The organism is Nocardia puris, from assembly GCF_036051655.1.
Lineage (GTDB): Bacteria > Actinomycetota > Actinomycetes > Mycobacteriales > Mycobacteriaceae > Nocardia > Nocardia puris.
On sequence record NZ_CP107943.1, the window covers coordinates 2,115,756 to 2,136,526 of the forward strand.

General features: G+C 67.4%; 32 protein-coding genes. 3 read left to right on the forward strand and 29 right to left on the reverse strand.

Annotated features, from left to right (window positions below):
* Nucleotides 1–16: 16 nt before the first annotated feature.
* From OHB21_RS09370 to OHB21_RS09380, 3 genes are read right to left on the reverse strand one after another with little or no spacing between them, the layout of a single operon-like run.
* Nucleotides 17–1,684 (reverse strand): hypothetical protein, encoded by a 1,668-nt coding sequence (locus OHB21_RS09370; protein ID WP_328438278.1) that lies wholly within the window; start codon nucleotides 1,682–1,684, stop codon nucleotides 17–19.
* On the reverse strand, nucleotides 1,684–2,991 hold the full coding sequence (locus tag OHB21_RS09375) for a PBSX family phage terminase large subunit (RefSeq protein ID WP_195125120.1): 1,308 nt from the start codon (nucleotides 2,989–2,991) through the stop codon (nucleotides 1,684–1,686). Before OHB21_RS09375 ends, OHB21_RS09370 begins: the two co-directional genes overlap by 1 nt.
* Nucleotides 2,988–3,437, reverse strand: coding sequence for a helix-turn-helix domain-containing protein (locus tag OHB21_RS09380; protein ID WP_328438280.1), 450 nt, complete (start codon nucleotides 3,435–3,437; stop codon nucleotides 2,988–2,990). The genes OHB21_RS09375 and OHB21_RS09380 overlap by 4 nt, the downstream gene beginning before the upstream one ends.
* 550 nt (nucleotides 3,438–3,987) lie before the next feature.
* On the opposite strand from OHB21_RS09380, the gene OHB21_RS09385 reads away from it, so the two are divergent.
* Nucleotides 3,988–4,362, forward strand: a complete 375-nt coding sequence (locus OHB21_RS09385; protein WP_328438282.1) for a hypothetical protein — start codon at nucleotides 3,988–3,990, stop codon at nucleotides 4,360–4,362.
* A gap of 48 nt (nucleotides 4,363–4,410) precedes the next feature.
* Here OHB21_RS09385 and OHB21_RS09390 read toward each other — a convergent pair whose 3' ends face one another.
* The 12 genes from OHB21_RS09390 to OHB21_RS09445 form a co-directional block, all read right to left on the reverse strand.
* The gene (locus OHB21_RS09390; RefSeq protein ID WP_328438284.1) at nucleotides 4,411–5,133 is read right to left on the reverse strand and encodes a hypothetical protein; all 723 of its coding nucleotides are present in this window, start codon (nucleotides 5,131–5,133) and stop codon (nucleotides 4,411–4,413) included.
* A gap of 2 nt (nucleotides 5,134–5,135) precedes the next feature.
* Nucleotides 5,136–5,705, reverse strand: a complete 570-nt coding sequence (locus tag OHB21_RS09395) for a class I SAM-dependent methyltransferase (protein ID WP_195125124.1) — start codon at nucleotides 5,703–5,705, stop codon at nucleotides 5,136–5,138.
* On the reverse strand, nucleotides 5,705–6,253 hold the full coding sequence (locus OHB21_RS09400) for a ParB N-terminal domain-containing protein (RefSeq protein WP_328438286.1): 549 nt from the start codon (nucleotides 6,251–6,253) through the stop codon (nucleotides 5,705–5,707). The genes OHB21_RS09395 and OHB21_RS09400 overlap by 1 nt, the downstream gene beginning before the upstream one ends.
* Nucleotides 6,250–7,329 carry a phosphoadenosine phosphosulfate reductase domain-containing protein gene (locus OHB21_RS09405; protein ID WP_328438288.1) on the reverse strand — a complete coding sequence of 360 codons (1,080 nt, stop codon included), beginning with the start codon at nucleotides 7,327–7,329 and terminating at the stop codon, nucleotides 6,250–6,252. Before OHB21_RS09405 ends, OHB21_RS09400 begins: the two co-directional genes overlap by 4 nt.
* Nucleotides 7,329–7,904 (reverse strand): ParB N-terminal domain-containing protein, encoded by a 576-nt coding sequence (locus OHB21_RS09410; RefSeq protein WP_328438290.1) that lies wholly within the window; start codon nucleotides 7,902–7,904, stop codon nucleotides 7,329–7,331. Before OHB21_RS09410 ends, OHB21_RS09405 begins: the two co-directional genes overlap by 1 nt.
* Nucleotides 7,901–8,263: a hypothetical protein gene (locus OHB21_RS09415; RefSeq protein ID WP_328438292.1), complete on the reverse strand. Its 363-nt coding sequence runs from the start codon at nucleotides 8,261–8,263 to the stop codon at nucleotides 7,901–7,903. The genes OHB21_RS09410 and OHB21_RS09415 overlap by 4 nt, the downstream gene beginning before the upstream one ends.
* A 22-nt stretch (nucleotides 8,264–8,285) precedes the next feature.
* Nucleotides 8,286–8,762 carry a RusA family crossover junction endodeoxyribonuclease gene (locus OHB21_RS09420; RefSeq protein ID WP_195125129.1) on the reverse strand — a complete coding sequence of 159 codons (477 nt, stop codon included), beginning with the start codon at nucleotides 8,760–8,762 and terminating at the stop codon, nucleotides 8,286–8,288.
* Between the two features lie 8 nt (nucleotides 8,763–8,770).
* The gene (locus OHB21_RS09425) at nucleotides 8,771–9,001 is read right to left on the reverse strand and encodes a hypothetical protein (protein WP_328438294.1); all 231 of its coding nucleotides are present in this window, start codon (nucleotides 8,999–9,001) and stop codon (nucleotides 8,771–8,773) included.
* A gap of 623 nt (nucleotides 9,002–9,624) precedes the next feature.
* Nucleotides 9,625–9,888, reverse strand: a complete 264-nt coding sequence (locus tag OHB21_RS09430) for a hypothetical protein (protein WP_195125130.1) — start codon at nucleotides 9,886–9,888, stop codon at nucleotides 9,625–9,627.
* Between the two features lie 161 nt (nucleotides 9,889–10,049).
* Nucleotides 10,050–10,433 carry a hypothetical protein gene (locus OHB21_RS09435; protein ID WP_328438296.1) on the reverse strand — a complete coding sequence of 128 codons (384 nt, stop codon included), beginning with the start codon at nucleotides 10,431–10,433 and terminating at the stop codon, nucleotides 10,050–10,052.
* A gap of 74 nt (nucleotides 10,434–10,507) precedes the next feature.
* Nucleotides 10,508–10,822, reverse strand: coding sequence for a hypothetical protein (locus OHB21_RS09440; RefSeq protein ID WP_328438298.1), 315 nt, complete (start codon nucleotides 10,820–10,822; stop codon nucleotides 10,508–10,510).
* A 133-nt stretch (nucleotides 10,823–10,955) separates the two neighbouring features.
* Nucleotides 10,956–11,462 (reverse strand): hypothetical protein, encoded by a 507-nt coding sequence (locus OHB21_RS09445; protein WP_328438300.1) that lies wholly within the window; start codon nucleotides 11,460–11,462, stop codon nucleotides 10,956–10,958.
* A gap of 20 nt (nucleotides 11,463–11,482) precedes the next feature.
* Between OHB21_RS09445 and OHB21_RS09450 the strand changes: the two genes are divergently transcribed.
* A complete protein-coding gene (locus OHB21_RS09450) occupies nucleotides 11,483–12,028 on the forward strand; it encodes a hypothetical protein (RefSeq protein WP_328438302.1) in 546 nt (181 codons plus the stop codon).
* Between the two features lie 83 nt (nucleotides 12,029–12,111).
* On the opposite strand, the gene OHB21_RS09455 is transcribed toward OHB21_RS09450, so the two are convergent.
* Nucleotides 12,112–12,321, reverse strand: coding sequence for a hypothetical protein (locus OHB21_RS09455; protein WP_195125135.1), 210 nt, complete (start codon nucleotides 12,319–12,321; stop codon nucleotides 12,112–12,114).
* Nucleotides 12,322–12,432: 111 nt separating this feature from the next.
* Between OHB21_RS09455 and OHB21_RS09460 the strand changes: the two genes are divergently transcribed.
* Nucleotides 12,433–13,146, forward strand: a complete 714-nt coding sequence (locus tag OHB21_RS09460; RefSeq protein ID WP_328438305.1) for a hypothetical protein — start codon at nucleotides 12,433–12,435, stop codon at nucleotides 13,144–13,146.
* 24 nt (nucleotides 13,147–13,170) lie between these two features.
* On the opposite strand, the gene OHB21_RS09465 is transcribed toward OHB21_RS09460, so the two are convergent.
* From OHB21_RS09465 to OHB21_RS09525, 13 genes are all read right to left on the reverse strand, one after another.
* A complete protein-coding gene (locus tag OHB21_RS09465) occupies nucleotides 13,171–13,659 on the reverse strand; it encodes a single-stranded DNA-binding protein (RefSeq protein ID WP_328438307.1) in 489 nt (162 codons plus the stop codon).
* 25 nt (nucleotides 13,660–13,684) lie between these two features.
* On the reverse strand, nucleotides 13,685–13,939 hold the full coding sequence (locus OHB21_RS09470) for a hypothetical protein (RefSeq protein WP_328438309.1): 255 nt from the start codon (nucleotides 13,937–13,939) through the stop codon (nucleotides 13,685–13,687).
* Nucleotides 13,936–14,286: a hypothetical protein gene (locus OHB21_RS09475; RefSeq protein ID WP_328438311.1), complete on the reverse strand. Its 351-nt coding sequence runs from the start codon at nucleotides 14,284–14,286 to the stop codon at nucleotides 13,936–13,938. The genes OHB21_RS09470 and OHB21_RS09475 overlap by 4 nt, the downstream gene beginning before the upstream one ends.
* Complete coding sequence (locus OHB21_RS09480; protein ID WP_328438313.1) at nucleotides 14,283–14,549, reverse strand: hypothetical protein; 267 nt, start codon at nucleotides 14,547–14,549, stop codon at nucleotides 14,283–14,285. Before OHB21_RS09480 ends, OHB21_RS09475 begins: the two co-directional genes overlap by 4 nt.
* Before the next feature lie 10 nt (nucleotides 14,550–14,559).
* Nucleotides 14,560–14,814: a hypothetical protein gene (locus tag OHB21_RS09485; protein WP_328438315.1), complete on the reverse strand. Its 255-nt coding sequence runs from the start codon at nucleotides 14,812–14,814 to the stop codon at nucleotides 14,560–14,562.
* On the reverse strand, nucleotides 14,807–15,385 hold the full coding sequence (locus tag OHB21_RS09490) for a WDGH domain-containing protein (protein ID WP_328438317.1): 579 nt from the start codon (nucleotides 15,383–15,385) through the stop codon (nucleotides 14,807–14,809). The genes OHB21_RS09485 and OHB21_RS09490 overlap by 8 nt, the downstream gene beginning before the upstream one ends.
* A 155-nt stretch (nucleotides 15,386–15,540) precedes the next feature.
* Nucleotides 15,541–16,521 carry a DUF3560 domain-containing protein gene (locus OHB21_RS09495; protein WP_328438319.1) on the reverse strand — a complete coding sequence of 327 codons (981 nt, stop codon included), beginning with the start codon at nucleotides 16,519–16,521 and terminating at the stop codon, nucleotides 15,541–15,543.
* A gap of 245 nt (nucleotides 16,522–16,766) precedes the next feature.
* Nucleotides 16,767–17,126 carry a hypothetical protein gene (locus OHB21_RS09500; RefSeq protein WP_195125142.1) on the reverse strand — a complete coding sequence of 120 codons (360 nt, stop codon included), beginning with the start codon at nucleotides 17,124–17,126 and terminating at the stop codon, nucleotides 16,767–16,769.
* Nucleotides 17,127–17,162: 36 nt separating this feature from the next.
* Complete coding sequence (locus OHB21_RS09505; RefSeq protein WP_195125143.1) at nucleotides 17,163–17,309, reverse strand: hypothetical protein; 147 nt, start codon at nucleotides 17,307–17,309, stop codon at nucleotides 17,163–17,165.
* Nucleotides 17,309–17,749 carry a hypothetical protein gene (locus OHB21_RS09510; RefSeq protein WP_195125144.1) on the reverse strand — a complete coding sequence of 147 codons (441 nt, stop codon included), beginning with the start codon at nucleotides 17,747–17,749 and terminating at the stop codon, nucleotides 17,309–17,311. The genes OHB21_RS09505 and OHB21_RS09510 overlap by 1 nt, the downstream gene beginning before the upstream one ends.
* Before the next feature lie 446 nt (nucleotides 17,750–18,195).
* A complete protein-coding gene (locus tag OHB21_RS09515) occupies nucleotides 18,196–18,651 on the reverse strand; it encodes a deaminase (RefSeq protein ID WP_324196557.1) in 456 nt (151 codons plus the stop codon).
* Nucleotides 18,648–19,322, reverse strand: a complete 675-nt coding sequence (locus tag OHB21_RS09520; RefSeq protein WP_328438321.1) for a RibD family protein — start codon at nucleotides 19,320–19,322, stop codon at nucleotides 18,648–18,650. The genes OHB21_RS09515 and OHB21_RS09520 overlap by 4 nt, the downstream gene beginning before the upstream one ends.
* Before the next feature lie 11 nt (nucleotides 19,323–19,333).
* Entirely contained in the window at nucleotides 19,334–20,692 is a 1,359-nt protein-coding gene (locus tag OHB21_RS09525; RefSeq protein ID WP_195125146.1) for a helix-turn-helix domain-containing protein, read from the reverse strand.
* Between the last annotated feature and the right edge of the window lie 79 nt (nucleotides 20,693–20,771).

Here is a 20,771-nt window from a genome sequence, read left to right on the forward strand (position 1 = left end):
TCGAGCCCGCCTTTCGTCATGCGGCAACAAGGCCGTCTTCGTCGTCGATCTCATCGACTTCTCGGTTCTCGTCCGGGACTGCGTCCTCGTCGGACTCGGCACCGGTGTCCGGCGGCTGGTCGGAGCCGACCGAGAACGGGTCGACCGCTGCGACCGACTCCTCCGCTTCGAGGAGGGCGACCTCGTCGTCGACCGCTTCGTCGTCGTAGTCGGGGTTCAGGTAGCGAACGCGCCACTTCCTCGACGCACTCCCGGATGCCTTGAGCGCGACGAGGGTTTGCGACTTCGCCTGCACGGAGTCGCGGGCGGCGGGTGGCCAGCGCACCTCGAGGTCCTGCCCGATCAGGGCGCCGGTGCCGAATACTGCCGCGTCGACCTCGATCAGGGTGCGGCCGAGTTCGGCGAGGCGGGCTTTCCAGATGCCGGACCGCGCGCGCTGGGTGTTCGTCGATGCGTCGCTCCGGGCATCGACCTCGGTCGCCGTCATCGCCGCACCGGAATCATCGGAAAGCCCGAATGTCCACGGCGAGAATCCGATTCGCCTCAATATGGCGCGAAGGTACCCTTCGGCCGTGCGGAGGTGGTCGTCGACGCGGATTTGGAACTGATGCGCCTCCAGTACCGGGCTGGCACTGGGTGCACCGCCGACCTTCTCGTACACCTCCTGCTCAACCGAGAACGTCGACCCCTGGCCGGGCGACTTCATGTCGAGCAGGAACTCGGAGACGAGCAGTCGGGCCTTGGCGAGTCGAACGTCCCGTGAGAGCGAGCTGTACGTCTCGTCGATCTGATCCATGAGACCGATGACGGCGGGGTCGCCGATGTCGGACCGCCCCAAGTGCTGAACGGTCGACCTTCCCCGGAAGGCTGGATTGGGCAGCGCGTTTGGAATGTGGCACGCGGTCATCCGCGTGGTGCCGGTGTCGACGTATCCCTCATCGTTGACCGGAATGCCAGCTGTGTCCGGGTGTGCGGACAGCGAGATCGGCACACCGAGAGAGACCGCGGTGCCCTCGTACAGGCCGTGGTAGATGCGGCCGTAGACCTGGGTTGCCTCCCCGTCGTCACCGATCGCCATCCGGCCCGGCTCGTGCCGCTCCAGATGTCGCAGCACGCGGTTCTTCTCGGTGTCTTCGTCGACGACGCGCCACACGGTGAGCGCCGACAGGACGCCGTACTGGAATTCGGGCACGGCTTGATCGGCGTGCACCCAGTCGATCCACGCATGGTCCCTGATGGCGGAGTTCCAGACGATGCGGCCGTAGACGTCGCCGAGCGCTGAACACGCCTCGGCGGATTGCAGCATTCCCGAGTGCATCTGCGGGCTGTTCAGGATGAGGTCGACCCGCGTCCGCGCCTCATCGGAGGCGACCGTATCGCCGTCGGCGACGCGGAAGGCCACCGGCTCTGGCAGCAGCGTTGACGCGGCGGTCTGAACGATGTCGGCAGCTACCGGGACGTGCAGCGCCCGAGGCTGTTGGGAGACATCGGTTTTCGTGCCCCAGAACAGCCGCCTGATGCGCTGCATGAACCCGCCGCTGCGGCGTGCGGGTTCGGGCTCGCCGTGGGCCGAGGCGAGCTTGTCGGCGTCGCCTTCCCACCACACCTGGCACGTTGTGTACGCGTTGAACGCGTCGCGCAGGTGCTTCGGTGGCCATGGGGCGTTCGCTGATGGCAACGGCATTACGCTGCCTCCTTGGCTACGTGGATCGGTTTGGCGAGCATGGACATCCACACGAACTGACTGCTGAGCACCGCGTATCGCAGTGCGTCGCAGAAGTGATCGTCGGCTTTCACCGGCTTGTCTTCACCGCGCTCGGACGCCTTCGGGTCCCAGACGTAGCCGGGGATCTCGTCGAGCAGCCGCGTGCATCGGTCGGAGACCCGGAGCTGGTCGGACGATATGAGGGCGGCGACCGTGCGGATGCCGTCGACGACCTGGTTGAGGCCGTCCGTGCAGCGCGTTGTGTCGTCGCGGAACAGCTGCAACTTGAACGATGCGGCGGCGGGGTCGACGTACGTCCATTCGGGCGCGTGCCCGCGCTCTCGCAGCCATTCGCCCAGCTGCCGCGACAGGTCGGCGTCCGTGCCCCGCTTCGGCTCCCACTCGTCGATCGCGTACAGCCGACCATCAGTTCCGACGCCGACCACGATTCCGGCGGTCGGGTTCGTGGTGCCGTAGTCGATCCCGAGCGCCAGGACGCGCGCCATCGTCGGCAGGTCGTCGTGTGCGACAACGTGGCGTGCGTGGTCGAACGCGTCGTAGATGACGCCGTCGGCGAGCGCCCACCGCCCGAGGATCATCCGCAGGTAGAACATCCCGGAGTACGACGCCTTGGTGTTGGCGATGTACTCGGCCGGCAGGTTGTGCTTGTTGTCGTCCAGGGTGAACGTGAACCGGTGCAAATTCAGCGGCCGGCCTTCGTGCCCCTCCGGTAGCTCTCGCCACTCGCGGCGGCGGTCGTGGAACCGGCCGTCACCGTCGATCCAGAGCTTGGCGCGGTCGAGCCACTTCCGTTTGAACCAGTGCCGCGGCCCCTCGGGGTTGCACGTCGCCCAGATGCGCGCGCCTTCGACGGACATGCGGGATACGAGCATGTCCCAGAACGATTCTGGGATGACGGCGACCTCGTCGACGTAGGCGCCAGCGAGGGTGAGGCCCTGAATCTTGGTGCGCGCCTGCTCGTTGTTCGCGCCGACGAGCAGCACGGTCCGTCCGCAGATTGTGACGGTGCCTGCGCCGGTGTTGATCACGACGCGGTCTGCGCCGTACAGCTCTTGCAGCGGGAGGAGCAGGTTGTTGATCAGGGTGCGTTCGGTGCGCCCGACCATCAGCAAGTTGCCCGGCGGCCCGTGGCGCACGAACTGCACCCAGTCGAACAGGCTGCCGATGGTCTTGCCCGACCTGACGGAGCCTTCGAGGATGTTTATCGCGGCGGTTGAATGCCGGTACGCGAGTTTGGCTTTCCCGCGTAGCGGCTTCACCTTCACAGGTCGACCTCGTCGTCGTCGGGTTCGTCGTCGTCGGCCTTGTCGCCGAGCATTTCGGCGTGGAACTCGTCGACAGCGGACAGTTCGCGGCCGTCGGCCCGGATGCGCATGACGGCGAGGGCGTCGAGGCCGGTGAGTTTGGCGCGGCGCTCCATGATCTTGAGTGCTGCGTGGATCGACTTGAGTTCGCCGTTCGCGGCGTCTCGCCAGATGCCGAGCATCATGCGGTCCAGCCGCGCCAGCTCCAACTGGAGGACGCTCTCCGCAGCTTCCTTTGTCACTTCGGCCATCGCTTCGACGACGTAGGCGTGCGCGGTCGAGAGCGACACGTCGAGCGCTTCGGCGATCCGCCGGTACGACGCTCCGCCCTCACGCAGAGCCAGGGCTTTCGCCATGCGCCTACGACGTTCGATGGATTCGGGTCCGGTCCCGCTCTTTCCTGGCACCGTGGTGCCTCCTCGGTGGGGTTGGGGCTCGCCCTTCCCGCGCAGGTCTCAGCCGCCGGATTGCGGATGCTTTGTGCGGGGGCCTGTGCGGGTGGGCGAAGTCTGCCCCGGACCGTGGTGGTGCGGGGTTGTCGATCAGGCGAGGATGGCCGAGCCGGTCGACAGCAGCCAAGCGATGAGCTTGGCGAGGCATTCGTGCGACATGGGACACCTCCCCCCGTGACGAGAAGCGCCCGCGCTCAACCGGTTTCGGGAGCGCGGGCGCTGTGCGAGGGCGGCGTGCGTGGCTGCCTGCAGCCCTCGAATCTGTGGTGCGCGTGGGCGATTACGTCACGCGCCGACGGCTCAAGCCTACGGCCGCGACTGTGACACTGCGGAGTTGGAGTCAGGACCGTCGACGAGCCCACAGGGGTGCACAGCGTCACGTGCATTGTCGCAATGTACGGAGCGAGCAGTCCTTTTGCCGTTGCTGATTTTGACGACTCCCGTACATTCCCGTAATGTACGAGGCACCGGCCGCCGCCACGGCCGACAACCCGAAGGGAACCACATGAGCAACACCCAGATCACCGTCGTACCGATGATCACCAGCCCGAAGCACAGCGCGTACGAGTGGTTCGGCCACCAGTTCGAGAGCAGTGTCGACCTCGTCGGCCGGTTCCGCCACCAGGGGCGCGTCTGCCGATTCTCCGTCACCTACCTCGACGAGACCACCGAGAGTCGACGCACCTACCGCGGTCCGATCGAGCCGGGCGAATACGCGTACCTCGTCGCGCAGCCCGCCATCCTCTCGGCCACGCCGATCGACCAGCCCGACGTGATCGAGGTCCGGAACGGCGACCTCATCAGCATCGTCGGGCGCACGTTCCGTATCCAGGACGACCGAGCGCTGAACGACCCGCGCCTGGTCCGCGTCGAGAACTGACGATACGAAATAGCGCCCGAACCAACAGGTTCGGGCGCTCGTCGCGTTTCAGGCCACGAGGTCGACCGGACGGAGGCGGGCGCGCCGAGCGCGATGCAGGGCCAGCACGTCGCCGAGGCGGAACGTCGTCCCGCGCTCCTCAACGCATCCGATCAGCCGACCGCGCTCATGCCATTTGCGGATGCTTGCTGCCCGCACCGGCGCGCCCTCGAAGTGCGGCATGAGCGCGGCGAGTTCGGCCGCCGTTCCGGTTCGGTCCTCGGCTGCTTCCTGCATCCAGGTCCGATGCTGCCGGGCGTCGTGCTTGCCCCCGCACCGACGGCACCGAATCGTGCGCCGGTACTCAGGTCCGGCGATGCTGCGACCGCACCCCTCGCATCGTCCCGCGAACATCAGCGGCGCCGGGGCGTCGACAGCGCCCCATGCCCGCGTGAACTCCGCGAGGAGTGTCCTCATCCACACCTCCGCACCGCGCATCCCGGACGTGCGCGGCAGGTCCCGCAGGATGGCGAGAGCGGCGTCCCGCGGCGACAGCGCGCGCGGGGCATAGGGCACGGGCGCGGCGGCGTGCCGCAGCATGCGCAGTAGCGAGCGCCGCCGCTCGCTGGCGCGGTCGTCGAGGATGAGCGGGCGCTCTCCGCCAGCTCCGTGCGCACCGCCGCCCCGCGGCCGAGTGACGTCCGTGCGGGTGATCGTCACGTCGAGTTGTGCGAACAGTTCGGGGACGCGGCGTAGATCCTTGGCGAGCGCGGCGACCAAGCCGTCCGACATCGCTACTCCTTCACGGTCAGGTAGGCGCGGTGCGCACCATCGAAAGTGGCGGGCCGCCAGTGTTCTTCGAGTTCGCCTATCTCGTCGGCGAGGCGTCGGAGGCGGTGCGTCGCGTCGCGTCGTGGTGCGCGGCCCTCGATGAACAGGTGCCGCACTCCCGCCTCCGCGAGCGTCCGGCCCAAAATCGCCGGGGCGACTCCCACGTTGTCCAGCTCGGGCAGCACGCGACGCGCCACAACGGCGCGTGTGCGTCGACCCTCCACCCACACCGCGAACTCGGGCAGCGTTTGCGGCGCGAGAGCGAAATGCCAGACCGGCGCGCCGCGCCCGTACACGCCCGCTCGCTGCCCAGCGTCGACCGCCTTCGCGTCCGCTTCGACGCCGCATACTGTGTAGCCGACCTGCTCCAGTCGGCGCGTGAGCAGTCCCGTCGATGAGCCGAGGTCGACAACGGGGCCGTCGGTGGGCGAAATCTCTGATCGCACAAGGTTGTAGATGCCGTCGTGGATCGCGGGGAACCGGCCGCTGCGCTGCCAGTCGTAGAGGTGCTGGGCGCTGTCGAATCGAGCCATCACGCGTCCTTCGGGTACCAGGCGGGCGAGTACGCCCAGTCGGCGATCCCGCGCGCCGAGAACACGCCGTCCTGCGCGAGTAGGTCGACCTCTGCGCGGGTCCCGCCGATCTCGGCGGCGATCTGCTCCGGGTCGAGGTGGTGAACCTCCAAGAGCTCGTGCACGATCGCGGACATCTCCACCGCGGCGTGCGACCCCTTCGCCCGGTTGATGCGGATCGTCATCAGCATGGCTGTCGGTCGGTCGACATCGAGCACCGCGACCGGGACGCGGCCTCGCCAGCGGCGCCGCACAGCCGCGGAGTCCAGGGAGAGCCGCCAGCGGTGGAATCCGTCGATGATGAGTCGGTCGGGACTGGTCAGCAGCGGCTGAATCCAGCCGGTCGACAACAGGCTTCGCTCCAGCAGTCGGAGTTCCGGCCGGTGGACGCGGTTCGGGTTCCACGCGTTCGGGTCAAGCGTGTCGGCGGGAACCCACTGGAGGTGGTTCAGCGGATCCTCTCCGGCGGGGGTGGGGGTGAGCTTGGGCAGGCCCTCGGCGTTGCTCATCGGCGCGCTCGTTTCTGCTGGCCCGCTCGGCTGAGCGGGGTGATGGCGCGCTTGTAGGCACCGGCCATCATCTGCTTGAGGACATGGTCAGGTGGGAACGCGGCGGGCGAGTGGGCGGCAGTCCGGCGCACCCGATTGAGCGCTTTGAGCGCCTTCTCCCGCTGCGCCTCATCCGTGATCGTTTCCTCGATGTACGCCTGCACGCCGTCGAGAGACTGCCCGTAGCGGCGCAGCAGCGCGCCGCGGTCCAGCTCGCCGTAATAGCGCTCCTGCACTGCCATTTCCGGTACGAGCTGAATCACCTGCTCGTAGAACGTCGGCGCGAACTGCCGCAGCCGGCCGAACGTCTTCGCGCTCTCGGCATGGAGTGGGGTCGAGACCCGGAGCGGGCTTCCGGCGAGCACCTGCGCGTCGTATAGCGGGCAGTACCGTATGCCCTTGTCGTAGAAGTATCGGAAGATGTCGTTCTCCTGCCAGTCGAACAACGGCTTCACGGTCATCACGCGCGCATCCTGGGTCGCGTTGATGTAGTTGTCGTGCAGTTTTACCTTGAGCGCGTTGAAACGCATGATGCTCTCGGCCGCGCGCACGCCGGTCACGATGGCGATCTTGCCCCGCTCGCCGCGCGAGACGAGCGTGTCGGCGGTGTATTGATCGAGCACCACCGATTCGGGAAGGCTCAGCTTCGCCGGGGTGAGTGCCCAGTCCGGTATCGGTCGCATGTGCTCACGCGCCGGGTCCCACTGGATGTAGCGGGTCGACTGGCCCAGGATGTATTTCGTCGACTCCAGCGGCACGCAATACCAACGCAGATCGATCCAATCGAGTTGCCGGTACTCGTCGACGAACGCGACCACCTGATCGGGTATCAGCTCCTCGTCGCGGAACACGGCCTTGATCGGACGGCGGTCTCCGCGCTCCGTGGCGACCTCGTGCACCAGGTGCAGCGCGGCGAGCGAGTCCTTACCGCCGGAGAACGCGACCATGACCGTGTCGAACAGGTCGTAGACGCGGTGCATCCGCTTCTTCGCCTCGTCGTACACGTTCGCGTCGATGAACCCTTTGACGCGCGCCATCAGCCGCGGTCCCCTGCGGTCGCTTCCAGGTATTCGGTCAGCCGCTCCGCGACGGTCGCCCGGTCGGAGTACGTGCGCTTCAGCCATTTGGTGAACTCGAACCAGACGTCTTGCTGCTGCTCGTCGTCGAAGATCAGGTTGTAGGAGATGATCGGGTTGCCGAGAGCGGGTGCCTCGTCGGCGGGGCCGTCGCTGGCTTCGAGCGATTCGAGCAGCGCGTCCAGATCGGCGTCCGTGTAGCCGGTGCCGTCCAGGTCCGGCAGCTCCTGCAGCAACTCGGCGAGGGCGGCGACGTCGTAGTGCCCTTTGTCCGCGGTTCTGTTGTCCGCCAGCACGATTCGGCGTGCGCGCTCGTCGTCGACGTCGATGTAGTGGGCGTCGATCTCTTTCCAGCCGAGTCGGGTTTCTGCGGCCTCCATCGTGTGGTTGCCTGTGAGAACGTAGTTGGTCGACCGCTGCACGACGATCGGCCGGTACTGCCCGTTTTCGCGGAGGCTGTCGGCGATGGTGTCGAGGTCGCTGACGCGGGCGTTGCCGGGGTACGGGATGAGGTCGGCGATGGGGACGAGGGTCATGCGGCGGCCCGCTCCTGCGCCACGTCACGCAGCGCGAACAGGTGGCGGACGGTGGCGGTGTCGACCGGTGCGTCGAGGTACGCGGACCACAGCCGCGCGGTGAGAGTGAGCGCCTGGTCCTCGTCGGCGGAATCCGCCACCGGACCGCGCTCCGGCTCCGGCGTCGGGATTGGGGGCGTCGTCGAATCGGTCGGGACGGCGACGGGAATGGAGGCACCGTCCGGGAACTTCTCGAGGCCAGCTGCGAGCTTGGCGCGGATCGCGTCCTTCACCGGACCGTCCGGGTACTGCGACAGCGTCGCTTCGACTTGCTCGGTGATCTGCTCGGCGGTGAAGTTGATAACAGCGTTCTGGGACATGGTTCCTTCCGGGTGTTCGCAGTCAGGCGGACGTCTCGGTGGCCCGCGCGGCCTCGGCGTGCGTGATCCAGGTCAGTTCGACCCACATGCGGCCCGGCTCGCCGGGGATGGCAGCGTGGATGACGGGCTCCGGTTTGCTCATCCATGCCGGTGTGTCGTCCGGGACCATGCCGTACCCGAGCACCGGAGGCAGGACTCCCCTGCTCGTGATCCGCACGGGCCGTCCGGCGGTGAGTGCATCACACACGGGCTTCGCCGTGGCCACGAGGTTGTCGGTGTCGCGACGTCGCCGGTCGGGCGCCTGGTAGTGCAGTTCGACCGTGACGTGCGCGACGCCGCGCGGTACGTAGGCGAGCGCGGCGATGCGGCACACATGCTCGCGGATCTCTCGACGAACGCGGGCCTTCGCGAACGCCGCGCCCCGGGATGCTCCGGAGTCGTTGAGCGAGAGGGGCGGTCGCGTGTATGGCAGCGGCAGGATGGCTCGGGGGTTCCGCATCGGACTCCTCAGGGTTCGAGCGTGATGGGTGCGTCGTGTGCGAGGACCAGGCGACGGCGGCCCGACGTCGTGCTGATGTGCGCGACGGTGTGGGTGCGGAGGGTGTCCACTCTCGCGAGTCGGGCGCGGCGCGTTCGGCCTCGGTCCCGCCAGACGAGTGTTTGCCCGGCGTGCTCGGCGGCGAGTTCGGCGAAGTTCATGCGGCCTTTCGGGCGTTCCGGCGGTGGCGCGTCTGGCATGTGGTGCAGCGTCCGTGGCTGTGGTGTCGTGCATGCCCGTCTGGGACCGGATCATGTCGGCCGACAAGTGGTTTCGCGCAGTCAACGCACGCGGTGGGCCGGATCTGGTGCACGCGGGCGAGTCGCCCTGCGCGCCCGGTGGCGGAGTAGCAGCCGGAGCACAACCCGCGCGCGGCCCGGTGCGCCGTGTCTTCGCTCAGCGGCTCGCGCGCTGGCACGAACCGTCGTCGGCAACCGAGACAGGTTGGCGGCGCGCCGGTTTCGCGACCGTAGCGAGCGATCAGCCCGCGCAGTGCGGTTGCAGTGGCGTCGTCGCCGGAGCACACGATGCCGGCTGCGACCACTCCATCCGCCGGGCGGGTGACGCGCTCTGATTCGTCCGAGACCGAGCCGCTTTCGAGTGCGCGTCGCGCGCAGTCGACGAGACGGCTTGTCGGACATTCGGTGTGGCAGATCGTGACCGCGGCCCGGGTTTCTGGTCGGCTACCCCATGCGACATCCTCGCCTGGCTGCAGAAATCGCAGGTCACCCTGACACGGCATCGCGATCGTTTCCACCACGTTCGCCATGGTCGGCAATTCCGGTGCCTGGCAGCAACCTTCGGGCGCGTGTTACGTGTCGCGCTAGCGGGGTGGGATCGGCACCGCAGCCGCCGCGCTTCCGTTGTGGCACGCGCACGCGGCGTTGGTGTGGGCGTACCACATGGCACCGCTGCCGCTGTACCCGCGCGAGCGGGCGACGCGCAGCAGGGACGACTTCTTGCCGCCGCTGGCGAGCCACTGGTCCGCCTCCGCACGGCTCGCGGGGTCGAGGCGTGCGAACCACCTGCCGACGATGCAGGGCCGCGGCCTGTTGACGTCGGCGAGCAGTGCGGTCGCGATGTTCATCGTGTTCCTTCGGGGCATCGCGCCGGAGCCGCTTCCACTCCCGACGTGGATCGCCGAATCGAGGCTGGCGAGATGTAGGCGCATGGCGGGTCTCCGTTCCTCGGTGGGCGGTCAATCGGTCGGAGTGGGGCGGCGGCCCCGGCGCGGTGTGGTTGGGTGGTTCAGAATGTGGGCTGGTCGGCCAAGACTTTGACCAGGCTGAACGGGGCGCGCGCCGCGAGGTCATCGGAATTCAGGCCCGCCTCGCTGCCAGGCATGTACCAGCGTCCTGTGTGTTTCTGCCAGATGGTCCCGGTGGAGTCGGCCACCGATCTGAGGTCGGGCAGCGCGCGCAGCCACTCGGTTACGGACCATTCGGCCGCCACGACCGTCGGGGCATCCTGCACGGCAGAAGGTCGCGGGGTTTCTTGCAGCCCTCGCATCAGGAGGAGCGAGTCGAGAGTGCGGGCGAGAGCCGAGAGTCGCGCGGCTTCAATGCCGCGGCTGGCTTCCTGCTCGATGGCAGTCAGGACTACGTCGATCGCATTCTCGGGGTTCGGCGACACTGAATCTCCTGCATCTCTCGGACTGTGGGTTGGTTCCTGGTCGGGTCGGCCTGGCGGAGCCGCAGAGGAGAGAATCAGGTGATGACGTCGTACTTTTCGGCGACGACTGCGGCGGGCGCGGCGTAGAGGGAGCCGTCGAGTCCGCGGATGATCCAGTCGCCCGCGCCGACCGGCTGCCACTGCGCGTCCGCCGCGTTCCAGAGTTCGGCGGTTACGTCGTCACGCTGGTACGTGCGCGGGTACGCCTGAGAGCCGGGAAAGGGGCGGAGGCCGGGCTTTTGGCCATATCGGGGGCCGAGAAGTGCGCGGTTGATTTCGTGGGTGTTGTCGCCGGTGTACTGGATGGCGGCGACTTCCACGGGCTTCGCGCGGAGGGTGTGGAGGGGCACGGGGAAACGGTATGGCTCGGCGGGCCGGGTTGCAGAGTTGGAGTCACCCGGTTGCTTCCTGTTCGCTGCCATCCCCATGCCCGGAGTCTACACCCGGTCTCGAACGCATGTTCGATACATTCGGCTCGGGGGTTTACGGGCAGGTCGCACCGGGTACGACGCCGTCGAAACCTCCCAGGTCGCCGGTTTGCGCGATGCCCAGTCGACCAACGCCGATGTGGCCGTTCGCCAGTCGGTTGTCCGCCGTGTCGCTGCCGCCGGTTTCGCAGTTGATCCGCACCCAGTAGCCGCCCTCCGCCAGCGTCGACCGGAGCGTGCGCGCGACGTGGTTGTAGGTATCGAGCAGGTCCGTCGGGTCCGCACTCGACGTCCACACGCGAATTTCCGCGCCCTCGATCGTGTGCGTGTACGGCGGCGGTTCAGGGAACGCGGTACTGGTCGACGCTGCGGCCGGGGTGGATGTTGCGACGGCGGCCGGTTCGCTCTCCACCGAGCAGCCAGCAGTGAGTACGGCGAGGGCGGCGAGGGCGGCACCGGCGGGTCGGATCATCCCCCGATACTGCCACTCCAGCAGTTCCTGTTGGGCTTTGGCTGTCGGCAAGGCGTGGGCGCACCAGGTCGTGCTATTTTCGGGGGTCAAAGGAACGGAGTAGATGCGAAATGACCACCGCGCCAGAGGAAGTCATAGATCCTGACCCCTTCTCGATTGGCTTGGGCATATTTGGTGCTGCGTGCGGCGCAGCGGCGTGGTTGGAGGCTCGCCGAGCACGGCTCAGCGAGGCTGCCCGGGAGCGAAATGAATTTCGATCAGCGTGGTTCAAGTGTCACCGGTCGGTGAACTTTTTGGACGCTACTCTGAAAGAGTTCTCCACGCATGTCCATGAGCAAGAAATAAGCAGTAGAAGTTTTCTGTTCGGGTCTGTGCGCATCGGTTTTCGCGACCGCAACGACCCAGCCAGTTTTGCGAGGCTCAGTCGTCAAGTTGACACGACAAAATCTAATATCACTGAGAATTTCAATAATCTGTCGGATTTCCTGGGACGGAATGATCAATCCGACATCGAATACCTCATGGAGGAGTTGACGCGAACTCTCAAGATTCCGGGCACTTACGGCGAACTCATCAGGAGCGGAACGATCGCCGTGTCCCTCCTGCGCGATTTCCTCACACGGGTGGGTTCTCGCGAGGACTTCAGTGTAGAGTGATGGCCTATCTATCTATCTAGCTAGCTGCGCTGGTCTGTAGCCCAGGGAGAGGTGGCCACGGCGTAATGCCGTGGCCACCTCGCTTAGCGCCAACCAACCTCCCTGCGGAACGCATCGCGCCTCCGCTTCTGCAATTCGCGCAGCTCGACGAGCCCTCGGTGATGATCGACCCGACTGGTTGTTGCGGCCGTGGTCTGGAGATGGTCGGTGAGGGTGGCGATCCGCAAGTCGAGCGCGACGCGCTCGTCGTGCGCGTCCTGGTCGACAATGCGCGGGTGTTCAAGCTTGGACATCAGCGTTCCTGGTTCCAATCTGGTGGATCGTGGCGGCGGGTGGGCTAGTCATTCTCGCTGGACATGTGGGTTCGTCAGCGAGGAAAGTCGTTGCGGCTCTAAGATGCTCACGTGAGCGGGCCTGAGATGGTACTTGAGTATATAAACGCACTGAAGTGGCCAGTAATCGTTTCGTGCGCTGCCTTCCTCTTTCGTGCGAAGGTCGGTGACTTTCTTGATCGCCTTCAATCTGCGCGAGTAAACGCCGGAGGGGTGTCAGCGGAACTGGAGGCGCGGGCCGCTGAAGCGGCAGTGGAGGCCGCATCAGAGCCAACGGGAATTCAATCGGCACCGACGCCGCCCAGCGAGTCAGCCGAGCCTGGAATTGTCAGGGATGCGCGTGACGATCCAGCTGTAAGTGCTGCGGTTCCTCTCAGCGTGATCGAGTACGAGCAGGTCCAGTCTGGTTTGTCCGCGTTGGAAGACTTCTCTGTCGGGGGTGCCAGCGTACTGCGGCAAATTAGCGAGAGTCCAAGCATGGCGGTTCGTACGATCTATCGTCATTTCATGAGAGCGCTTGAGAAGTCGTATCCCGGCTATCTGCGACCGAACACTGTGGACTTTCTGTGGCCTGGTACCCCGGACAACCTGATGGATGCGTACGAGACATTGGTCGAGATACGCGAGCAGGCAGTACTGTACGGCGACGAGGCGATAACTGTCGCCACCGCTCACGCGTATAACCAGGCGGCCCGCGACTGGGCGCGACAGTACTCTCGATTTGTCAGGGGCGCCTTGCAGGCCGCCATGAACGGAGTTCCGAGCGCCCGCGTCGAGGAGGAGTGACAGCGCGACGCGGGCTACCGGTTGTCAGAACGGCGGTTCGTCCTGCGGGTGGTGCGCGGCGGGCGCGCTGCCCCAGGCGTCTTCGTCGGCATTGGCGGTTTGCGCCGGGCGTGAGCCACCGCCCCGCCCGCTGCCCAGGCCACCGCTGCGACCGGCCTTGTGGACCTTCGCGGTGGCGTAGCGCAGCGAGGGACCCACCTCGTCGACCTCGAGCTCGACGACCGTGCGCTTCTCACCCTCACGGGTTTCGTAGGAGCGCTGCTTGAGTCGTCCCTCCACGATGACGCGAGACCCGCGGGTCAGGCTCTCGGCGACGTTCTCCGCGGCTTCCCGCCAGATGTTGCAGCGCAGGAAAAGCGGTTCGCCGTCCTCCCATTCCTGGGTCTGCCGATTGAACACACGGGGTGTGCTCGCGACGGTGAAGTTCGCGACTGCCAGCCCCGCGGGCGTGAATCGCAGTTCGGGGTCGGCTGTCAGGTTCCCGATAACGGTGATGACGGTTTCGCCTGCCATGTGGTTCTCCTTGTGCTGGTTGGGGTTACGCGGTGCGGATCGCTTCGGCGGCGCGCCCGGCGGCGACCGCGACGGTGAGGAGGTGGTCGGCGGCGACAGCGGCGCCGGGGACCTGGCCGCCGGACCGGAGCAGGGTTTCGAGCGTGCGGGTCGGGTCGGTGGCGCGGGCGGCGTCGATCAGGTCGTCGACGTCCAGGCCGAACGCGGCGAGCAGGTCGGTGGTCGCGCTCCATGTCGCGTTGAGTTGGTTGGCGAGGAGTGTGAGGTCGGGGGCGCTCATCGGTTTCGGTTCCTTTCGGTTGTCGCCTTGTGCGCTGCGGACGCGGCGCTGGCGGTGTCGGTGCAGGGGGTGCAGCGGCATCCCCATTCGCGGTATGTGGCGAGGCGGCCGTGCGGTAGTGGCCGGCCTCGGGCGTCGGTTTCGGCGAAGGGGCGGCCGTTGGTGCCGACGATGCGGCGCGCGTATCGGCGGGCGCGGAGGTCCGCCGTGTAGCCGCGGACGGCTGCCGTGCACGGGCCGCACTTGCACCGGTGGTGGTAGTACGCCGTGGTGGTGCCGTGCGGGATGGTCGGGTCGGTCTCCGGCGCGAGGGCGCCGGAGAGGTCGACCAGTTCGACGGTGGTCACTCGGCCGGGCGTTCCTGCACGAGCACGAACACCCGGCTGGTGAGCCGTTCGGGGGTCATGGTGGTGATCCGCATGGGTTCGGTGAGCTGGCCGCGGTACTGCTGACGGATGACGGTGCACTCGACCTTCCGGGTGTAGCTGGTGTCGACGATGCGGTCGACGCGGAGGGTTCGGATGTTGTCGTCGCGGTTGTCGTAGTAGTGCTGGCCGACGCGGACCGTGCCGGTCTTGGTGGTGCACTCGGTGAGGTAGGTGATGTTCATCGGGTTCCCTTCAGGTCGGGTTGGGTGGGTGCTGGGGCCAGGTGACGGTGCGCTGCGCGAACGTGTAGGCCGCGTGATCGCCGCTGTGCCCGTAGAGGCGGGCGCACAGCGCGGGCCCGTCCAGGGGATGCCTGGGGCCGGGGTGGGAGCAGTACCGGGGGAGACAGGTGGAGTCGCACACCCACAGCCGTGTGCCGTACCCGACTTGGAACGGGTGCGGCACGAGTCGGCCGCACCCGATACAGCGCCGGGCGTCGTCAGCCATGGGCGTTTTCGCGGTCGATCAGTTCGAGCGCTGCGGCGTACTCGCCGCGGTAACGGTCGCTGCTGGCCGCGTCGTGCCACGCCTGCAGCTGGTCTCGTGTTGTCCCTGCGATCGCGACGAGCATTCCGCCGAGCCGGATGTCTCCGGCCGCGTCGCGGACTGCGCGCAACTGGGTCGGTTCGTCGTCGACGGGGATCTGCAGTGTGAGCAGTTCTTCCGGCATGAACCATTGCGCGAGCGTGCGCAGCCGCTCGGATTTCTCGGCGCGGGTGTGGCCGTCCCAGGTGACGCGGTGCCCGGCGGCCTCCCTGGCCTGGTAGGTCTCCATGTCGAACAGCTCGAGGTCGCGGGGGTTGATGTGCCAGGACGTCTGCCCGGCGGGCGTGTCGAGATACAGGACGGGCCAATCGGACTCGGGCTCGGAATCGGCCTGGATATGGGACGGGAAGATGTTCGCGAGGACGCTGAGGAGTTCGGCGCGGTCGCGGTAGGCGCGGTCGCGCTCGGCGGCGACCGCCTCCATGTGGCGGACGTACGGGCGGACGCGTGCAGGCATTCGGAAGGGGGACATGTTGGTTCCTTTCGGGTTGTCCTGGGGCACCGGTGGCGGCCGGTGCCCCAGGGGATTTCGTCGTGCTCAGTCGAAATCGGCGTCTCGGTGGAGGTCGTAGTAGTGGTCTTCGGCGTCGAACGCGGTGGGGCCGTCGTCCTCGTCGACGTCGCCGGTCACGGGGTGATGCCGAGGGCGGCGCGCGTCTCGAGCAGGAGTCGCACGTCCTGCACCTCCGCGTAGGGCACGGTGCCGAACCTGTTGTCGTCGTAGACGACTGAGACCGTCTTGCGGTTGGCGCGGTTGACGCGGTACCAGGTGCCTCGGACCTTCACGAAGTCGCCGCCCGAAATGTCGTCCTGGCCGAAGTTGGTGGCCTGCCCTTCGGCGATCTGGTGGGCGCGGACTCCTCGCCAGTACTCGATGTCGAGGGCGCGCTGCTCCATTCGGGCTTCGACGCGTTCCCGGTAGGTGCCGCTGGCGGGCGGCTCGATGTGGATGTACGGGGCGCGTCCGCGCTGGCCGCCGTCGAGGATGCGCTGGTCGGCGCGCTGCTCCGCTTCGAGTTTGTCGATGCGGTTCGCGACGGTGACCGGGGCGTAGCGGGCGGCCGTGGTGTAACGGGCGGCGTCCGCGCGTCCGCGTGCGTACCGGGCGGCGCGATCCGCTTCGACAGACCGGCCGAGTGCGTTCCACGCCTTGTTGATCGAGTTGCGGTGACGCTGCTCGCTGTGGTGGCCGATCTTGATCGGCTCGCCCATCGGAGGCACGTGGTCGACGGCGCGGCGGTGCGCGGCTTCGGCGGTGTCGGCTTGGCTGGCGCGACGAGCGGCCTTGGCGTCGAGTGCGTCGACGCGGTCCTGCTGGCGCGCGGCGCGGTCTGCTTCGGCCTCGGCGGTCGGGCGCGGGGTGCGGTCGATGTGGATCTCGACGTCGTGCCCGGCGGCACGGAGAGCGTCGGCGGCCTGCGTGATGTGGAAGTCCTTCGGCTGTCGGTCGCGGGAGGAGACGACGATCCAGCATTGGAGACTGCGCGCCCATCTCCAGTGGCCGACGCGGGCTTTGACGTCGCGCATGATCTCGTAGGTGCCGTCGCCGCGCGTGGTGCCGTTGAGCATGGTGCCCTCGGCGGCGGTGTGCGTGATGGTCAATGTCATTGGGGGTTGGTTCCTTTCGTGCACGTCATTGGGGGTTGGTTCCTTTCGTGCACGCCCGGCGCTGGTGGCGGCCAGCGCCGGGCGGGTGTTCGACCGTGGCGGCGGTCAGGAGTCGAGTTCAGCGGGGAGGAGGTCGTCGAGCCGTACGGTGATGAGATACTCACCGCGCCAATCGCATTGGCGGCAACTCTGCCCGTTGCACGCGTCGCAGCGAACCGGCATGACCTCGCGGTCGCGCGGGGGCATCAGGCCAGATCCTGCGTGTCTTCCGTGCTGAACGTCGACCACGCCTCCCTGAGCCGGTCGGCCTCGACGGCGTAGACGTTGGCGATCGTGTGGGCCTTGGTGGCGATACCGGAGAGGGCGGCAAGCTCTTGGGTGAGCTCGCCGATGTTGAACGGCAGGTAGGGCTGGCTCGACTCGAACCATTCCTCGGCGCTGTCCGGCGTCTTGGGGAGCCGGTTCGCGCATTCCGCGCGGTACGCGGTGACGGTGGCGGCGACCTTCGCCCAGAACTGCGCGGTCAGTTCCGCATTGGCGATGCCCTTGGCGAGCGCGTCGCGCCCGGCGGCGACGTAGTCGGCGTCGCTGGTGTTGGTGGTCATGGGCTGGTTCCTTTCGAGGGGTGACCGTGGCGGCGGTCATGGGTGTTCGGTGAGGTCGAGCAGGTCGGCCGGGTACTCGTGGCCGTGCTCGTCGATGTTGAACAGCAGGGCCAACGCCTGCTGCTCGTCGTCGGTGCGGAGCGCCGCCTGGAGTCGGCGGCGCTCCTGGTCCCGGTCGGGCACTACGCGGTGGCGGCTTCGGCGTCGTAGTCGGCGTTCATCGCGTGCGCGTCGTCTTCGAGCGCGGCCTCGTGGGCGTCGTGCTCGGCGTCGTAATCGGCGTTGGTCGAGTGCGCCTCGTCTTCGAGCGCGGCCTCGTGCGCGGTCTGCTCAACGGCGATGATCGTGCGGCCGTGGCTGTGCAGGGCGGCGATAGCGGCGTTGATCTTCTGCTCGATGTGCTGGCCGGTGTCAGGGCCGAACGCCTGCGCGTTGATCGCGGCGGCCTCGTTCAGGCGGTGGAACGCGCCGGTGTTGCGGGTCGCGGCGATCGGCCATGCCTGGCTGAGCCATCCGGCTACGCCCTCGTTCGGGACGATGAGGATGTCGCCGTCGAGGATGTCGTCGCGGCACTGGCTCGCGTCATATGCCTCGTCGGACGACGCGAATACGTGAATCTTCATGATGTGGTTCCTTTCGGCGGACCGTGGCGGCGGTCCGTGTGGGTTGGTGCCGGGGCGGGCGTGTGCCCGCCCCGGCGGGGAATCCCGTTGGCGGCCGGGATGTTTCGGCCGTGTGGCCTGTCGATGACAGTATCCTGACCCGCGCCGAGTGTCAAACACACACTTCGCGTTTGACCGGCTACTTCGCGTCCACTTCGCGACGACTTCGCACGCTACCGTCGGGAGCATCGAGGTAGGCGGCGCGGGCGGATGCCGGCCTCGATTGCGTGCCTCCGGAGCCAGTACCGCACGGCGGCGTGCCGCAGCTGAATACGCAGATCGTCGGGGTTCACGCCTGCCTCTCGCAGGGCCTGCCGCTCCTCGTAGTCCATGACCAGTTCGACGGCGTGCGACGGCCGCGGGTTCCGCAAGGCGGTACCGGTGTCCTCAGGATGTCCGGCGGGCGATCAGGAGAGGTCGAGGTGCCGGTTCATCGACATGGCGGCTTCGGCCAGCTGCGGAAGTTCGACGACGACAACGCCCTCTTGGCGTAGCTTCTCGACGCCGACGCAGTCCTCCACGAACGTGGCGGGCTCGCGCCATGCGATGACGACACGAGGAATGCCCGCTGCGAGTATGCGATCGGTGCACGGTATGCGGGACTTCGTGGCGCGCTCGGAGCATGGTTCGAGGGTGCTGTAGATCGTCGCGCGCGCCAGCCGCGGATCGTCGGCCGCGAGCTTGTCGAGGGCGGCTTCCTCGGCGTGCACCTTCGAGTCGGTTTCTCGGGAGTAGCCCGTCGAGATCTCCTCGCCATCAGCGACGATGACCGCGCCCACCGAGAACGCGCCCTCCACTTCCGGGCACAGGCGGGCCAATTCGATGGCTCGGTTCATCCAGTGGCTGTGGTCGAGGTCGGTCACTGGGGCCTCTCCTGCGGGTGGTAGCGGAGCAATGCGACGTCCCCGATCTGGGAGACGTCCACCAGCCTCATTCTGCGGGTCGGTCCACCGGGAAAGTCGGCCTCGTTCAGGAACCGGGGTGCGGCGGGTTGGCCGACCAGGGTCGGGCCGATCGCCAGTTGAAGTTCGTCCGCGAGGCCGGCCGAAAGGAACTCGGTGTGGATGCGGCTACCGCCCTCCACCATCAGCCGTTTCACACCACGGTCGCCGAGATCGTCGAGCAGGGCAGCGAAGTCGACCTCGGCACCGAGGGGGACGACGTCGGCCAACTCGCCCAGTCGGGCCGTGGCGGTCGCTGCGCCGGTGTCGGTGGTGTAGACGACGGGCCGGTGATCTTCGGTGCCGTGGTGCCAGAATTTCGCGGCCGGGTCGAGGGCGCCGCTCGCCGTGACCGTCACCTTGAGCGGGTGCGCGGGACGGCCGGAAGCTACTCGCTCCGCCTGCCGCCGTTCACTTTTGACGATCAGCCGAGGGTTGTCGGCTGAGATCGTTCCGGCGCCGATGAGGATGGCGTCGCTGTCCGCGCGCACTTTGTCGACGCGGTCGAAATCGGCGTCGTTGGACAGAAGCAGCCGGTCCGGGCTCGCATCGTCGATGTATCCGTCAACGCTGACCGCGACCGACAGCAGCACGTACGGTCGCGTCACGCGGTCACCGCCCACCGGTCCGCTGCGTCGCGGAACTCGGCGACTTCCGGCGCGGCGGTATCGATTCCGCGGAGCAGCTGGTCGACGTGCCGCACGTTCTGCAGGATCCTCTCGGAACCGGTGCTCACGCCAACCCGCATCGCGTTGAGACCCATCTGGGCGGCGGGTTCGATCTCGCCTGCGCGTGCGTGCGCTACCGCCGCCCTGGAGATGTAGACGGCTTGGTCGCGCGTGAAACCGGGCCGCATCCGTGCGATGGCGGCGGCGTAGTCGCGGATCGCCGCTCCGTAGTCGCCGAGCACTGCCCTCCCCTGCGCCTGGTGCACGTCGATATACGACCCGTCGAGGAACAATCCCCACGCAGGGTCGGCGTTCTCATCATCTGCCAGGGTGCGCGCTCGGTCGAACGCGCGGTCGCTCGTCGCGCGGTCTCCCATCAGTGCGGCTCCGCACCCGGCGAACGTGGCGGCGCACGCGGCGAACCGCGTGCCGGGCGGTGCAGCGCGCTCGGCCGCTTCCGCAAGCTCCACCGCCTCAGTGCCGTCCCCCATGTCGACCGCGCACTGCGCTTTCCGGATCAGAGTGGCAGCGATTCCGTAGTCGTCGCCCAGCTGGTGCGACCACGTCAACGCACGATCCGTCCAATGTTGTGCGCGACCCCAGTTGTGTCCGTCCTGGTGCAGCCACGCAGCGAACTCGGCGTAGAGGATCTGAATCCGCTGCAAGTCGCGCGCGTCGGTCGCTCGGGCGCGGCGCAGCTGGATCATTGTCTCGATACTCTGCTCGATCAGCGGGACGAGCGGCCTCGATCCACACAAGTTGTCGTTCTCGATCAGCGCCATCCGGAGGGCGCGGAAATGGTCGACGTGGTCGACCGCACCGCCGAGCACGGGGGCAGGCTTCACACCCACGGCGGCGGCGATTGCCCCGGCCCCGAGGCCTGCGACAAGTGTGCGACGAGGGAGTGACACGAGAACGACCTCTCCGGCGGCGGTCCGGGCTGGCACCCAGACGTGATCTGCGGCATCGACACCCCCCACCGTCGGAACGACGTCCAGGGCGTCGTTCGCCAGAGTAACCGTTGGGAGCAACCCGGTCGCGGGTTGCTCTCCTCCAGACGGGAACCCTTCCATCGTCCGTTGGAACCGTGCAAGCACTTCGGCGGGAGCGTTCATCAGCGCCTTGTCGAGCAGCGCGCGGCTGGAGGGCCGCATCACTGCCGCTTTGCCACGGGCCTCCCAGTCGGCGACGGTGCGCACGCCGACGCCGACGCGCTTGGCGAATCCCTCGATGCTGCACTGCATCGCCTCGCGCAGCACCTTCGACTCAAGTCCGGTCCAGCGATAGACGATCATCCCGCCCAGCCCCCAGCCCTGTCTGTGCAGTCGTGGTGGTTTGAAGGTACACCGCCGCCGTTCGCCACTGCATTGAAAC